The sequence below is a fragment of the Streptomyces sp. NPDC045695 genome, from assembly GCF_056432025.1.
In genome coordinates this window covers 33,637-47,587 of sequence record NZ_JBWKJU010000005.1, presented here as the reverse complement: position 1 = coordinate 47,587, position 13,951 = coordinate 33,637, and the positions used below count along the sequence as shown (strand labels likewise).

Annotated in this window: 13 protein-coding genes; 6 read left to right on the top strand and 7 right to left on the bottom strand. The window is 72.9% G+C overall.

The features are described from left to right. Nucleotides 1-15: 15 nt before the first annotated feature. The 3 genes from AC07DU_RS11250 to AC07DU_RS11240 form a co-directional block, all read right to left on the bottom strand. Nucleotides 16-2,085 (bottom strand): SpoIIE family protein phosphatase, encoded by a 2,070-nt coding sequence (locus tag AC07DU_RS11250; protein WP_360889300.1) that lies wholly within the window; start codon nt 2,083-2,085, stop codon nt 16-18. Between the two features lie 434 nt (nt 2,086-2,519). Further along, nucleotides 2,520-3,737, bottom strand: coding sequence for an amino acid aminotransferase (locus AC07DU_RS11245; RefSeq protein WP_479110814.1), 1,218 nt, complete (start codon nt 3,735-3,737; stop codon nt 2,520-2,522). Continuing rightward, a complete protein-coding gene (locus tag AC07DU_RS11240) occupies nt 3,730-4,707 on the bottom strand; it encodes a DMT family transporter (RefSeq protein ID WP_479027825.1) in 978 nt (325 codons plus the stop codon). Before AC07DU_RS11240 ends, AC07DU_RS11245 begins: the two co-directional genes overlap by 8 nt. Nucleotides 4,708-4,840: 133 nt before the next feature. On the opposite strand from AC07DU_RS11240, the gene AC07DU_RS11235 reads away from it, so the two are divergent. Further along, nucleotides 4,841-5,308: an Lrp/AsnC family transcriptional regulator gene (locus AC07DU_RS11235; protein ID WP_360889309.1), complete on the top strand. Its 468-nt coding sequence runs from the start codon at nt 4,841-4,843 to the stop codon at nt 5,306-5,308. Nucleotides 5,309-5,321: 13 nt separating this feature from the next. Here AC07DU_RS11235 and AC07DU_RS11230 read toward each other — a convergent pair whose 3' ends face one another. Next, nucleotides 5,322-5,840: an O-acetyl-ADP-ribose deacetylase gene (locus AC07DU_RS11230; RefSeq protein WP_479027829.1), complete on the bottom strand. Its 519-nt coding sequence runs from the start codon at nt 5,838-5,840 to the stop codon at nt 5,322-5,324. A gap of 111 nt (nt 5,841-5,951) precedes the next feature. Between AC07DU_RS11230 and AC07DU_RS11225 the strand changes: the two genes are divergently transcribed. The 3 genes from AC07DU_RS11225 to AC07DU_RS11215 are packed head-to-tail and all read left to right on the top strand — an operon-like array spanning nt 5,952 to nt 8,400. Next, the gene (locus AC07DU_RS11225) at nt 5,952-6,755 is read left to right on the top strand and encodes an alpha/beta fold hydrolase (RefSeq protein ID WP_479027832.1); all 804 of its coding nucleotides are present in this window, start codon (nt 5,952-5,954) and stop codon (nt 6,753-6,755) included. After that, nucleotides 6,755-8,041: a PP2C family protein-serine/threonine phosphatase gene (locus AC07DU_RS11220; protein WP_479110812.1), complete on the top strand. Its 1,287-nt coding sequence runs from the start codon at nt 6,755-6,757 to the stop codon at nt 8,039-8,041. The genes AC07DU_RS11225 and AC07DU_RS11220 overlap by 1 nt, the downstream gene beginning before the upstream one ends. Beyond that, the gene (locus tag AC07DU_RS11215; protein ID WP_479027838.1) at nt 8,038-8,400 is read left to right on the top strand and encodes an STAS domain-containing protein; all 363 of its coding nucleotides are present in this window, start codon (nt 8,038-8,040) and stop codon (nt 8,398-8,400) included. Before AC07DU_RS11220 ends, AC07DU_RS11215 begins: the two co-directional genes overlap by 4 nt. A 57-nt stretch (nt 8,401-8,457) precedes the next feature. On the opposite strand, the gene AC07DU_RS11210 is transcribed toward AC07DU_RS11215, so the two are convergent. The 3 genes from AC07DU_RS11210 to AC07DU_RS11200 form a co-directional block, all read right to left on the bottom strand. Continuing rightward, nucleotides 8,458-9,876, bottom strand: a complete 1,419-nt coding sequence (locus AC07DU_RS11210) for a phytoene desaturase family protein (protein WP_479110810.1) — start codon at nt 9,874-9,876, stop codon at nt 8,458-8,460. 123 nt (nt 9,877-9,999) lie between these two features. Continuing rightward, nucleotides 10,000-10,824 (bottom strand): inositol monophosphatase family protein, encoded by an 825-nt coding sequence (locus AC07DU_RS11205; protein ID WP_479110808.1) that lies wholly within the window; start codon nt 10,822-10,824, stop codon nt 10,000-10,002. 93 nt (nt 10,825-10,917) lie between these two features. After that, nucleotides 10,918-11,739, bottom strand: a complete 822-nt coding sequence (locus tag AC07DU_RS11200) for a helix-turn-helix transcriptional regulator (protein ID WP_479111140.1) — start codon at nt 11,737-11,739, stop codon at nt 10,918-10,920. 141 nt (nt 11,740-11,880) lie between these two features. Between AC07DU_RS11200 and AC07DU_RS11195 the strand changes: the two genes are divergently transcribed. Next, entirely contained in the window at nt 11,881-13,365 is a 1,485-nt protein-coding gene (locus AC07DU_RS11195) for an MFS transporter (RefSeq protein WP_479110806.1), read from the top strand. A gap of 273 nt (nt 13,366-13,638) precedes the next feature. After that, nucleotides 13,639-13,941 (top strand): hypothetical protein, encoded by a 303-nt coding sequence (locus tag AC07DU_RS11190; RefSeq protein ID WP_479111138.1) that lies wholly within the window; start codon nt 13,639-13,641, stop codon nt 13,939-13,941. The last annotated feature ends 10 nt before the right edge of the window (nt 13,942-13,951 follow it).

Genomic DNA, 13,951 nt, shown 5'->3' with positions numbered 1-13,951 from the left:
AGGGCCGCTGTCGGGTCAGGGCTGTTGCCGGGTCCGGGCCAGCAGCATCGCCACGTCGTCCTGCTGGGCGTGCGGCAGCAGCCGCTCCAGGATCCCGTCGCACAGCTCCTCCAGCGGCTGCCGGGCCCCGCGCAGGGCCTGCGCCAGCTGGGCCATGCCCTCGTCGAGGTCCCGGTCCCGGGCCTCGATCAGGCCGTCGGTGTAGAGCACGAGCAGGCTCCCGGTGGGCAGCCGCACCTCCTCGGTGCGGAAGTCCTGGCCGCCGGTGCCCAGCGGGGTCCCGGGCGGCCCGTCGAGGAAGGTGATGCTCCCGTCGGTCGCGACCACGGCCGGCGGGGGGTGGCCCGCGCGGGCGACCACGCAGCCGCCCGTCGCCGGGTCGTGCACGGCGTACACGCAGGTCGCCATCTCGTCCTCGCCCAGGTCGGCCACCACGGCGTCGAGCGAGCGGAGCATCTGCGCCGGGGGCACGTCGTGGCGCGCGAGGGTCCGTACCGAGGTGCGCAGCTGCCCCATGACCGCCGCCGCGTGGATCCCGTGCCCCATCACGTCCCCGATGACCAGTCCGGTGCGGCCGCCGGGCAGCGGGATGGCGTCGAACCAGTCGCCGCCGACGTCGTGGTCGCTGGCCGGCAGGTAGCGCCCGGTGAGTTCGAGGCCGGGGACCTCGGGCAGGGCGCTGTTGGTGAGGCTGCGCTGGAGGGTCAGGGCGGCGTGGCGCTGGCGGGTGTACATCCGCGCGTTGTCGATGTTCAGTGCCGCGCGGGCGACCAGCTCGTCGACGAGCACGCAGTCCTGTTCGTCGAAGGGCTCCCGCTCGCGCGTCCGCGTCACCGCGACGGCGCCGAGCACGGTGCCGCGGGCGACCAGCGGGACCAGGCGGGCCGAGCCGAGGGTGGCGAGGTAGGCGCGCAGGGCCTGGGCGCGCGGGGAGGTGATCAGCGCCGGGATGTCGGAGGCGTAGAGGTTCATGGGCCGTCCCTCGGCGATGACCTGCTCGTAGACGGTGCCCGGGGGGATCTGGAAGGTCTGGCCCGCGGCCAGTTGCGCGGTCGGGGCCGACGGGTCGGGGAAGTGGGCCGCCAGACGGCGCATGACACCGGCCGTGGAGCCCGCGGTCCCCCCGCCCTCGTCGGGACCCAGGACCGCTTCCAGCAGCTGGACGTCGGCCGAGTCCGCGAGCTGCGGTACCAGCACCTCCACGATCTCCTGGGCGGTCTGGTGGAGGTCCAGGGTCGTACCGATGCGGGTGCCCGCCTCCGCCAGCAGGGCGAAGCGGTGCTGGGCCCGTTCGGCCTCGGCCTGGGCCCGCTGGCCCTCGGTGATGTCGATGAGGGAGGCGATCAGGCCCAGGCGCCGGCCGGAGCCGTCCAGCAGCGGGGCGTAGGAGCAGGACCAGGTCCGGTCGTGCTCGGGGTCGGCGGGGGTGCGCCCGGTGCGGCGGACGTCGACGACGGCGGTGCCCTGGTCGAGCACCTGGCGCATCGTCGCCTCCAGCGCGGTGGCGTTGACCCCGGGCACCACCTCGGTCAGGCGCTTGCCGAGGTGCGCCGCGGCCGAGACGCCGTTCATCCGGGCCAGGGCGTCGTTGACCCGCAGGAACCGCAGGTCGGGGCCGAGGGTGGCGAGGCCGATGGGCGACTGGGTGAAGAGGCTCTGCAGGGCCGCGAGCGAGTCCCGCATGTGCAGGACCTCGGAGGTCTCCACGGCGATGAGCATGGCCCCCGTACGGCCCTGCGGGTCGACGGCGGGGACGATCCACATCTCCATCCGGACGCGGTGGCCGTCGCGGTGGCGGACGGGCAGGGTCCCGACCACGGTCTCCCCGGCCTGGACGCGCCGGGTGAGCTGGTGGGCGAGCTCGCGATTGGCCTCGGGGACGAGGACGGAGGTGCCGGGGCGGCCGAGGATGTCCTCGGGGCGGTGCCCGAGCAGGTCCCGGGCGGCCAGCGACCACTCCACGATGCGGCCGTCGGCGTCCTCCCGCCACAGGGCGATGGGCAGCAGCTCGCGGAGCACGCCGGCGTACCCGACAGCCGCCACGGGCTGGTCGGGCACCTCGCTCGTCGACTGGTAAGCGTCCAATGCACCGACCTCACCCCGGGGGGCCTGATTCCTACCGATTCACCCTATCCGAGGCCTGGGCGCGGGGCTCCGTGTACGGCGATCGGCCCTGGGCCGGTTCGATCGGCGCCGAGCGGTCGCCGCTCGCGCGCCCGACGCGGATTTCCTTCGGCTCTTCCTTCAGCTTTTCCTCCAGCGCACGTCCGGCAAAGTCTTGACTACGGACAAATAGGGAGGAAACTCATGAATACACCGGATCACCGGATAGAGCCGCACCTCCCTCAGGAGACGTCCTGAGGCTCGCGTGACCCTAGTCCAGGCTCTGGCCAGGCCCCCGGCAGGTCTTGTCGACCAGGGGAGCCATCGGCGACGGCAGATGGCTCATGGAAACGACGGACTGCCGGGGACTGTCTTGTCCGGCCGACCGGCCCCCCGACAGGTGAGCGGACGCCCCTTCAGAGGATGACCGGCCGGGGCGCGTCCGCCGCGCCGAGGACCCCCGCGATGCCCTGCGCCAGGCAGGGGATCCGGTGCGCCGGGATGCCCGCGATGTTGATCCGCCCCGAGGTCGTGCCGTAGATCGCGAACTGCCTGCGCAGGCGGAGCATGTCGTGCGGGGTCAGCGGCAGCATCGAGAACATGCCCTTCTGCCGGGCGAGGGTCCGCGCCTGCTCCTCGCAGCCCAGATTGCCCAGGTGGGCGGTCAGGTCGGCCCGGTTGGCCGTGATCCGGTCCCGCATGACGTCCAGCTCCGCCCGCCAGGCGGCCCGCAGCCCCTCGTCCTGGAGGATCGTGGTCACGACGGCCGCGCCGTGCTCGGGCGGCATCGAGTACAGCGTCCTGGCGGCGTTCTGCAGGGCCGTCTCGGCGTTGCGTACGGACCGCTCCGTGGCGCCGAGCACGATGGCGCAGCCCACGCGGTCGCTGTAGAGGCCGAAGTTCTTCGAGCAGCTGACGGCGATCAGCATCTCCGGCACGCGCGCCGCCAGCAGCCGCGTGGCCAGCAGGTCGGCCTCCAGGCCGTCGCCGAGCCCGTGGTAGGCGAGGTCGACGAAGGGCACCCAGCCACCGCGGACGGCCGACTCGGCCAGCGCCTCCCAGTCGTCGAGCAGCGGGTCCACGCCGGTGGGGTTGTGGCAGCAGCCCTGGAGCAGGACGACGTCGTCGCGCCGGGCGTCGCGCAGGTCCCGCAGCACGCCGGCGGTGTCGAATCCGCCCTCCCGGTCGCGCCAGCCGAAGGTACGCACCTTCAGCCCGGCGGCCTCCAGGATGGGCCGGTGGTTGACGTAGGCCGGGTCGCTGATCCACACGGTGGTGCCCGGGCGGGTCCGGCAGATCAGATCGGCCAGCAGCCGCAGCGCGCCGGAGCCCGCGACGGTCTGCACGGCCGCAGCCCGGGGGGCCCGTCCGCCGGGGGCGGTGCCCAGGACCAGGTCCAGCAGGGAGCGGTTGAAGGCGGCGTTGCCGGAGAGCCCGCGGTACTCCTTGGACTCGGAGCGCTGGGCCAGGCGGAGCTCGGCCTCGCGTACGGCGGCCATGACGGGCGTGGTGCCCGTCTGGTCGCGGTAGACGCCGAGGACGAGGTTCAGGCGCTCGGGCCGCTCGTCGTCACCGAACTCGTACGTCAGGTCCCACAGCGGGTCGGTGGGCGGCGGGGGAAGGAGCTCAAGCATCTGCGGGAACCTTGGTTCGGGGGCGGCGGTTGGCGAGGACGACGCCGGCGGTGATGAGGGGGACGCCGACGAGCACGGCGAGGGTCGGTGACTCGCCGAGCAGGGGGACGGCGAGCAGGACGACGGCGACGGGGCTGAGGCTGCCGACGACGGAGCTGCGCTCGGCGCCCAGCCTGCGGATGGCGAAGGCGTACAGCAGGCCGGCGCACAGTCCGACCCCGAGCCCCTGCACCACGAGGAACAGCGCGATGTCGCCGCCCGCCGCGTGGGCGATGCCCGTCGGGAGCACGCCGGTCAGGGCGAGGAGCCCGATCACCGCGAAGGAGGGCAGGCAGAGCAGTCCGATCGACCCGACGGGGTCGAGGTCGACTTCGCGCAGGCCCACCGTGTAGAGCGCCCACAGTCCGCTGGCCACCAGCAGGATGCCGGAGCCGGCGAGTACGTCGGTGTCCACGGGGACGACGTAGCGCCAGACGAGGGCGGCCACACCGGCCGCGATCAGCGCGAGACCGGCCGCCTGTGTCCCTCGCGGGACACCGTGCCCGCGCCGGATCATGATCGCGGAGACGAAGAGCGGGACCATCCCGGGGACGATCGAGCCGACGAACGCGGCGGAGGTCAGGGCGCCGCCGTGCATCGCCGCCAGGAAGAAGGGCACCCCGGCACCGCAGATGATCTTGGCGGCGGCGCCCAGCCGCACCGCCGCGATGCGACGGCGGCGCCGCCACAGAGCGGGGAACAGGACGACGAGGGGCACCCCGAACCGCAGCAGTGCGGCGTCGGCGGGCAGCAGGGAGGAGGCGCTCAGGGCGCGGGCACTGAGAGCGAAGGCCGCCCAGATGGCCACGGTCACCAGCAGGGCCAGCATGCCCTCGGCGTGAGGGGAGAGCCCGCGCCGGCCGGGGTGTCCGGCCTGCGGGCCCGCCGCATCGGGAGGCGCGGCCGCCGGGGAGGTGTTCGTCGCGACCAAGGGAATTGCTCCAGCCTCTGGGACCGGGCCGGTCCGGCCCGTCCCGGGCAACGTTAGGGCGTGGGGCGGGGCAGCCGATTGCCAGTTCTGCTCCTCGGACATACGTTTGGGGCAGGATCTGCCAAGGAGAGCCATGGACGCAGTCGATCTGCAGATCATCCGGGAGTTGCAGGCCGACGGGCGCCTGTCCAACCAGGACCTCGCCGACCGCGTACGCCTGTCCCCGTCGCCGTGCCTGCGCCGGGTCCGGCGCCTGGAGGAGGCGGGCCTCATCCGCGGCTACACGGCCATGGTCGACCAGGTCGCCTTCGGTCTGCCGGTCACCGTCTTCGTCCGGATCCGCCTGGAACGCCACACGGCGCAGGCGGTCCGGGTGTTCGAGGAGCACGTCGCGCTCATCGAGCACATCCAGGACTGCTACCTCATGGCGGGCAGCAGCGATTACCTGCTCCGCGTGGTCATCGAGGACCTCGAAGCGTACGAGGCCCTGGTGCGCCACCGGATCCACGCGATCCCGGGCATCGCCTCCATCGAGTCGAGCTTCGCGTACGGCAGCGTCAAGCAGTCCCGTACGTACCCCCGCCCCCGGCCCCGCGGGTAGCCGCGGGGAGGTCCTACCCGGCGTCCCCGGCCGCCTCTTCGAAGGCGGCGTAGGCGGCCGCGTCGAAGAGGACGAACCGCACCTCCTCCACCTCGGTCCGGGCCGCCCGTACGGTCCGCACCGCGATCCGCGCCCCGTCGTCCATGGGCCAGCCGTAGATCCCGGTGGAGATGGCCGGGAAGGCGACCGTGCGGGCGCCCAGCTCGTCGGCGACCCGCAGCGATTCCCGGTAGCAGGAGGCCAGCAGCTCCGAGCGGTCCTCCTCGCGCGACCAGACCGGGCCCACCGTGTGGATCACGTGCCGGGCGGGGAGCCGGCCGGCCGTGGTGGCGACGGCCCGGCCCGTCGGCAGGCCCTTGCCGTAGTGCGAGCGGCGCAGGTCCTGGCAGGCCGCGAGGATCTCCGGCCCGCCGCGCCGGTGGATGGCCCCGTCGACCCCGCCGCCGCCGAGCAGCGAGGAGTTCGCGGCGTTCACGATGGCGTCGGCCGCCTCGGCGGTGATGTCGCCCAGGACCAGGGTGATGCGGACCATCGGATTCCCTTCGGGGTCGGGCCTGCGGGGGCGCGCCCCCCACCAGGCCATGATCATGGAAGCACAGGGCGGCCGGGAGACCGCTTGTGTTCCGGATGACAGGATGGCGCGATGGACACCATGCGGAGGAACAACGTCAAGGTCAGTGGTTCACCCGGCAGCCCCGTGGTCATGCTGGCCCACGGGTTCGGCTGCGACCAGAACATGTGGCGCCTGGTGGCGCCCGCGCTGGCCGGGGAATTCCGGGTGGTCATGTTCGACTACGTGGGTTCGGGCGGCTCCGATCCGTCCGCTTGGAACGACGAGCGGTACGGGTCGCTGGACGGGTACGCCCGCGACGTGATCGAGGTCTGCGAGGCCCTGGACCTGCGAGACGTGACCTTCGTCGGGCATTCGGTCAGCGCGATGATCGGCGTCCTCGCGGCGGCCGCCGCCCCCGAGCGCCTCTCCTCGCTGGTCATGGTCGGCCCTTCACCGTGCTACATCGACGACGACACCTACCGCGGCGGCTTCAGCGCCGAGGACATCGACGAGCTGCTGGAGTCGCTCGAGTCCAACTACCTCGGCTGGTCGGCCGCCATGGCGCCGGTGATCATGGGCAACCCGGAGCGTCCGGAACTGGGAGAGGAGCTGACCAACAGCTTCTGCGCCACCGATCCGGCCATGGCCCGCGTCTTCGCCCGCACCACGTTCCTCTCCGACAGCCGCGGCGACCTGAAGTCGGTGGGCGTGCCGACGCTGGTGCTGGAATGCTCCGAGGACGTGATCGCACCGCGAGAGGTCGGCGCCTACGTCCACGCGGCCATCCCCGGAAGCCGCCTGATCACCCTTGACGCGACGGGCCACTGCCCCCAGCTCAGCGCCCCCGAGGCCACCACGTCGGCCATCAGGTCGTTCGTCCGGAGCCTGCGGTGATGTGCCGCACCGCGCACGACCCGCAGCGACCGGAGGGCGAGAAGGCCGCCACCGATGCCGCGTTCTCCACCCTGCTGGAGGACACCGCCGACGAACTCTACGAGTCCGCGCCCTGCGGCTACCTGTCCACCCTGATGGACGGCACCATCGCCAAGGTCAACGCGACGCTCCTGGAGTGGCTCGGCCTCACGCGCGAGGAGGTCGTGGGCCGCAAGCGCTTCACCGACCTGCTCACCGTCGGCGGCAAGCTGTACCACGAGACGCATTTCGCGCCACTGCTGCGCATGCAGGGAAAGATCAGCGAGATCGCGCTGGAGCTCAAGGGTTCCGGCGGAAGACGGCTCCCGGTCCTGATCTCCTCAACGGTGAAGACGAGCGGCGACGGCGAGCCGATGCTCATCCGCACCACCGTCTTCGACGCACGGCAGCGACGCGCCTACGAGAACGAACTGCTCCGCGAGCGCCGCGCGGCGGAAGAGGCACGCCGCCAGGCCGAAGCGGACCGGGAACGGCTACGGGAAGCACTCGCGGTCCTGCAACAGAGCCTGCTGCCCGCCGCCCTGCCCGCGGTACCGGGCATGGCGGCGGCCTCCTACTACCACACGGCCTCCGTCGACCGGCTCGGCGGGGACTTCTACGACCTCTTCCCGCTGGACGACAAGCGCTGGGCGTTCTTCCTCGGAGACGTCTGCGGCAAAGGCCCCCAGGCCGCAGCCGTGACCTCCCTGACCCGGCACACCCTGCGCGCCGCGGCCCTCCACGACCCCGCCCCCGCCGCCGCGCTGACCACCCTGAACACCGTGCTCCACGAGCAGTTCACGAGTGGGGACCCGCGCTACTGCACCGCGATCTTCGGCGTGATGGAACACGACGCCACCGCCGGCACGACAGCCGTGCGCCTCGCGTCCGGCGGCCATCCCCCCGCTCTCGTCCTGCGTGCCGAGGGACGGGCCGACTACCTCCCCACCCCCGGCGGTCTCCTCGTCGGTGTCCTGCCCGATCCCCCTTTCACCTCCGCCGAGACCACACTGGGCCCCGGCGACACCCTCCTCCTCTACACCGACGGCCTCACGGAAGCCCGTATCGGCCCAAACCGCGAGCTCTACGGGGAGGAAGCCCTGCGCTCCTTCGCCGCCGACTGCGCTCACGGCGGGGCGCACGAGCTGATCACCGCCCTCACAGGGCTCCTCGCCGGCTTCGGCGAGGGACTGGACGACGACACCGCCCTCCTCGCCCTCGGCGTGCCGCACCCCCCTGCCGTTCCGCGAGGACACGAGGTGACATGAGCTCCCTGACGATCACCACCAGAGACGCCACGACCGGTCCCGTCCTGGAGATCGCGGGCGACCTCGACTTCGACCAGGCGCCGCGCCTACGCCGGACTCTGGACGCCCTCAGCCTCCAACCGGGCCAGCGGCTCGTCCTGGACCTCTCCCGCCTGCGGTTCTGCGACTCCAGCGGCATCGCCGCCCTCATCCTCGCCCGCAACCGCGCCGTGGCCGCCCGGGCGGACATCGCCCTGGCCGCGGTCCCCGCGGGCACGGCCCGCGTCCTGCGCATCGTCGGCCTCGACCACGTCTTCCCCATGCACGCCGACGTCGACACGGCCACAGCGGTCCGACCGGCCACCCGGGCCCCCTCGTAGACGTGTGCACGCCGGGCCCGGCCCCCGGGTACGGGGCGTACTGCGGGGCGTACACGGTCAGGGGAGCCTGCGCAGGTGGCGCCAGACCGCCTTGGCCGCGTTGTGGCCGGACATGCCGTGCACGCCCGGGCCCGGCGGGGTCGCCGAGGAGCAGAGGAAGACCGCCGGGTGCGCCGTCGTGTACGGGGAGAGGGTGAGCTTCGGCCGCAGCAGGAGCTGGAGTCCCGAGGCGGCTCCGCAGGCGATGTCCCCGCCGACGTAGTTGGGGTTGCGGGCGGCGAGCTGGGGCGGTCCGGCAGTGGCGCGGGCCAGGACCAGGTCGCGGAAGCCCGGGGCGAAGCGCTCCAGTTGGCGTTCGACGGCGTCGGTGAGGTCGCCGTCCCAGCCGGCGGGGACGTGCCCGTACGCCCAGAACACGTGCTTTCCCGCCGGCGCCCGGCCGGGGTCGGCCAGGCTGGGCTGCGCCGTGATCAGGAAGGGGTTACGGGGGGCCCGGCCGCCCGAGGCGAGTTGCAGCGCGGCGTCGATGTCGCGGGTGCGCGGTCCGATCTGGACGGTGCCGGCGCGGCGCGGCGCCTCGGCGGTCCAGGGGACCGGGCCGTCCAGCGCGTAGTCGAGCTTGAACACGGAGGCGCCGTACCGGTAGCCGTCGTAGACGCGGCCTAGGCGGGCGATCCGGGCCAGTGCTGTGGGCGACGTGTCGAAGACGTAGGCCCGGGCGGGCGGGAGCTCGTCGAGGCGCTTGACCTCGGTGCCGGTGTGGACGGTGCCGCCGAGGTCGCGGAGGTATCCGGCGAGCGCGTCGGAGAGGGACTGCGACCCGCCGCGCGCCATCGGCCAGCCGTTCGCGTGCGCGGCCAGGGCGAAGGTCAGGCCGACGGCGCCGGTGGCGATCCCGCCCAGCGGTGCGATGACGTGGGCCACGAGCCCCGCGAACAGGGCACGCGCCTTCTCGTCGCGGAAGCGGCGCAGGAGCCAGGTGGAGGGCGGCAGCCCGGCGAGCCCGAAGCGGGCGAGGGTGAGGGGATCGCGGGGCAGCGCGGTGTTCGGCAGGGACATGAAGTCGCGCGCCAGGGTGTCCCACTTGCCGAGGAACGGCCCGACGAGACGCCGGTAGGCGCCCGCGTCGCGCGGGCCGAACGACGCCGCCGTCTGCGCTACCGAGCGCGACAGGACGGCGGCCGTACCGTCGTCGAAGGGGTGCGCCATGGGCAGCGGGGCGTGCAGCCATTCCAGCCCGTACTGCTTCAGCGGCATCGTGGCGAAGACCGGCGAGCCGGCGCCGAGCGGGTGCACCGCCGAGCAGGGGTCGTGCCGGAAGCCGGGCAGGGTCAGCTCCTCGGTGCGGGCTCCGCCCCCGACCGTGTCCGCGGCTTCGAAGACGGCCACCGAGAAGCCGCGCCGGGCCAGTTCGACGGCGGCGGTCAGCCCGTTGGGCCCCGCCCCCACCACGACCGCATCGAGAATCGACGGCACTTGCGACTCCTTCGTCTCCGGCGGCGCCTGCACCCTCAGGATATGGCGCCGGACACGGCGGGGTGCACACCCGTGACTCCGGGAACACGAACCCGCGGCGGGCTCCGGGCACCTCAGGCGCCCTTAGGCTCCCCGGAGCAGCGCCAGGATGCGGGCGGTCGTGGCCTCGTCGCGGCCGACCGCGAACGGCAGCGCGTTGTCCCGGTCCACTCGGAAGGGGACCCCCTCGACGGTGTTCTGGGAGCCGCCGGCCTCGTCGACCAGCAGCAGCCCCGCCGCGTGGTCCCAGGCCGAGGGCCACGTGAAGGCCAGGCCGTCCACCTCGCCGCGGGCCACCTTCAGGTACTCCAGGCCCGCCGAACCGCACGGCCTGGCCGCCACCCCGGGCACGTCCAGCCGGCCCAGCGTCCGCTTGTCCGCCTCTGAGGTGTAGAGCGGGTGGGCGACGGCGACCCGCAGGTCGGCGCCCGGCTCCGGCGAACCGCTGTGGATCCGCTCGCCGTTGACGTACGCGCCCTGCCCGCGCACGGCGGTCGCCAGCTCCTCCAGCGCCGGGGCGAAGGTCCAGGAGGCGAGGATCTCCCCGCGGTGGGCCAGCGCGACGAGGGTGCAGAAGGCGGGTTCGCCGTTGACGAACTGCCGGGTGCCGTCCACGGGGTCGACGATCCACACGGGCGCGTCCGCGCGCAGCGCCCCGTACACCGTCGGGTCGGCGTGCACGGCCTCCTCGCCGACCACGGCCGAACCGGGCAGCAGTCGGGTCAGGGAGGCCGTGAGGTGCTCCTCCGCCTTGCGGTCGGCGACGGTCACCAGGTCGTGGGGACCGCTCTTCTGGACGACCTCGTGCTCGGCCAGCTGCCTGAACCTCGGCATGATCTCGATCGCCGCCGCCTTGCGGACGGCCTCTTCCACATCGGACAGGCCATGGGCCAGGAACTCATCGATCATGTCTCCAGCAAAGCACGCCCGGCCGACAAACCCCACCGCCGAGCCCGAACGGGCGGCCGTCCACCCCGTGGCCGCCGGGTGAACGGCGCCGCTTCAGCCGGCCAGGGGGAACATCGCCCCCCGCCGGCCCTCCGGCGAGGCCAGCCACTGCAGCTTCTCGGCCGTTCCGGTTTCCGGCAGCGGGGTGTGGAGCACGATCGCCAGGTCGGGGCGGGCCGGTACGCGCAGCTGCGTCGACTCCACGTGCAGGGTGCCGACCAGCGGATGCTCCATCTGCTTCTGCGTCTGCCCGCCCGGCCGCACGTCCCGCCGGTCCCACAGCTCGGCGAACTCCGGGCTGAGCTCGCGCGCCTCCTCGACGACGGCACGGAACCCCTCGTCGTGGGGACTCTCCGAGCAGGCGGCCCGGTACTGCGCCACCACCGCCTTGGCGACTTCCTCCCAATGCGGGGAGCGGGAACGGTAGATGGGGTCGGTGAAGAAGGCGATCAGACAGTTCTGGACGATCTCCGGCCGCATCCCGAACACCAGCGCGGCGGCGTCGTTGTACAACACGGTGTTCCAGTAGGCGTCCATGATGTGCGCGGGGAAGGGCATCCATGCCTCGATCAGCCGCTTCAGGCCCGCGCACATGTCCCGGTCGTCGGGGGCGACTTCCAGGGCCGGCGGATTGAGTCCGGCGAGCACGTACAGGTGCCGGCGCTCGGCGCTGGTCAGCTTCAGTACCCGGCCCACCGCGTCCAGGACCTGCGCGGACACCGTGATGTCGCGGCCCTGCTCCAGCCATTGGTACCAGGAGACCCCCACCCCCGCGAGTACGGCGACCTCCTCGCGGCGCAGGCCCGGGGTGCGGCGGCGGGCCCCGCCGTCGGGGAGGCCGGCCTGCGCCGGGGTGATCCTGGCCCGCCGGCTCATCAGGAACTCGCGGAGTTCGCTCCGTCGGTGTGCGTCGATCGGTGTGGCCACTGAGTCCCCCCTGTCAGCTGCCTGGTGGCGGCGACACCAGGATAAGTTCCTCCTCTCCACGGACGTTCCCGGGCCACGAAGGTGGTGGCCATGGCGATCGACACACAGACGACAACCAGCGGGCCGCACCCGGCGGTTCCCCCGACTCCTGGGGCTCCCGCGGCCCCCTCGACTCCCCCGGCCCCTCCGGCTCCCGGGGCTCCCCCGGCTCCCGGGGACGGCCGGCTCTCCGGCCGCGCCCGGCTCGTCCTCTTCGTACTCTGCGCCGCCCAGTTCATGGTGGCGCTCGACTTCTCCGTGCTGAACGTGGCCCTGCCGGTGCTCGGCAAGGACCTCGGGCTCAGCCAGTCCGCCCTCCAGTGGGCGGTCACCGCGTTCGCGCTGCCGTCCGGCGGCTTCCTGCTCCTCTTCGGCCGGATCGCCGACCTGTACGGCCGCAAGAAGCTCTTCCTGACCGGACTCCTGGTCTTCGGCGCGGCCTCCCTGCTCGCGACCCTCGCCTGGGACCCGGCGTCCTTCCTGGCCGGGCGCGCGCTGCAGGGCCTGGGCGCGGCCGTCATCGTGCCCACGGGCATGTCACTGCTCACGACGACCTTCCCCGAGGGCCCGCTGCGGGACAGGGCGCTCGGCATCTCCGGCACCCTGCTGTCCCTCGGCTTCACCATCGGCATGGTCCTCGGCGGCGTCATGACCGACACCCTGGGCTGGCGCTCCACCATGGGGCTGCTCTCGGTCGCCGCGGTGGTCGTACTGGCCCTCGCCCCGGGGCTGCTGCCGGAGTCCCGCACCACCGAGCGGCCCCGCCCGGACGTCCCCGGCGCCGTCACCGTCACCGGCGGTCTGCTCGCGCTGATCTACGCCCTGTCGACGGCGGCGCGCCGCGGCTTCGGCGACCTGGACGTGTGGGGCACGCTGGTGCTCGGACTCGTCCTGCTCACCGCGTTCGTGGCGGTGGAGTCGAAGTCCCCCGCTCCGCTGGTCTCGTTGCCGATGCTGAAGCGGCGCACGGTCGCCTGGGGCAATTTCGGCGGCCTGGTGACGTTCTCGATGATGTCGACGGTCGTCTTCGTGCTGACGCTCTACCTCCAGGAGACGCTGGAGCTGTCCTCCTTCCTGACGGGTCTGGTCTTCGGCGTCCAGGGCGCCGCCTCCGTCCTCGCCGGGTCCTACGCCCCGAAGGTCATCGGCCGCTTCGGCGCCCGCCGCACACTGGTCGGCTCCCTGCTCGGCCAGGGCGTACTGACCGCCGCGCTGCTCACCGTGGGAGCGGAGTCGGGCGTGTGGGTGGCGACCGCGGCCGTGTCGCTGGCCAGCATGTGCCACCTCGGCGCGATCATCTCGTACGGGCTGGTGGTGACGAGTGGCGTACCGGACGGGGAACAGGGCCTGGCGACCGGCCTGGTGACCACCACGCAGCAGGTGGGCCTGACGATCGGCATCCCGCTGCTCGGTGTCCTGGCCACCACGCAGGCCTCGCTCTTCGACGGGGTGCGTACGGTCCTGGTGGTCGACGCGGTGATCCTGCTCGCGGCGGCGCTCCTGGTGGGCCTCGGCCTGCGCCGCACGACGTCCTGAGTCCAGTCCCCCCGGCCGGGGCGGGGGCGGGGCCCGGGCCGTGACGGGGCCCCCACCAGGCCCCGGGTGTCACGTTCGCCGACGGTCAGGCGTCCCGGCTGCTGGCCGAAGTCTCGCCGCGTCCTCAGGGCTCGTGCCCTCCCCCCGACACCAGCTGATCGATCCCAGGGGGTAGCTGCACGCTGCGGCCGCCGGCCCAAGAGCGCCGTTTCGTGGCCGTGAAGTGTCACGAGGCTCTGAGGCGCCCGTCATCATGGGTTGGTGACGACATGGATGCGCTGCTACTGGGACGAGGAAGACATCTGGTTCTACTTCGAGGTCGACGTCGACAGTTGGGTGACCCGGCAAATCGAGCTCCAAGGGCCTGAGCTGAGGCCGATCGCAGCCGCCTCCCTCGCCGAATGGCAGCACGCCCACGACACGGGCCGCCTCGTCGAGTACGACGACCGGTTCGGGATCACAGCAGAACTGCCCGTCTCCGAGTGGGAAGGCCACGAACCGGAGCAGCTGACCTGCGACGAGTTCGAGGAGGTCTGGGACGCAGCCCGTAGGCAGATCGCAGCCCGCCCGTCATGACGTCAGCAGG

Coding starts and splice junctions, on each gene's coding strand:
- AC07DU_RS11190 (WP_479111138.1), top strand. CDS start 13,639: ATGCGCTGCTACTGGGACGAGGAAGACATCTGGTTCTACTTCGAGGTC.
- AC07DU_RS11195 (WP_479110806.1), top strand. CDS start 11,881: ATGGCGATCGACACACAGACGACAACCAGCGGGCCGCACCCGGCGGTT.
- AC07DU_RS11200 (WP_479111140.1), bottom strand. CDS start 11,739: ATGAGCCGGCGGGCCAGGATCACCCCGGCGCAGGCCGGCCTCCCCGAC.
- AC07DU_RS11245 (WP_479110814.1), bottom strand. CDS start 3,737: ATGCTTGAGCTCCTTCCCCCGCCGCCCACCGACCCGCTGTGGGACCTG.
- AC07DU_RS11235 (WP_360889309.1), top strand. CDS start 4,841: ATGGACGCAGTCGATCTGCAGATCATCCGGGAGTTGCAGGCCGACGGG.
- AC07DU_RS11225 (WP_479027832.1), top strand. CDS start 5,952: ATGGACACCATGCGGAGGAACAACGTCAAGGTCAGTGGTTCACCCGGC.
- AC07DU_RS11230 (WP_479027829.1), bottom strand. CDS start 5,840: ATGGTCCGCATCACCCTGGTCCTGGGCGACATCACCGCCGAGGCGGCC.
- AC07DU_RS11205 (WP_479110808.1), bottom strand. CDS start 10,824: ATGATCGATGAGTTCCTGGCCCATGGCCTGTCCGATGTGGAAGAGGCC.
- AC07DU_RS11215 (WP_479027838.1), top strand. CDS start 8,038: ATGAGCTCCCTGACGATCACCACCAGAGACGCCACGACCGGTCCCGTC.
- AC07DU_RS11220 (WP_479110812.1), top strand. CDS start 6,755: ATGTGCCGCACCGCGCACGACCCGCAGCGACCGGAGGGCGAGAAGGCC.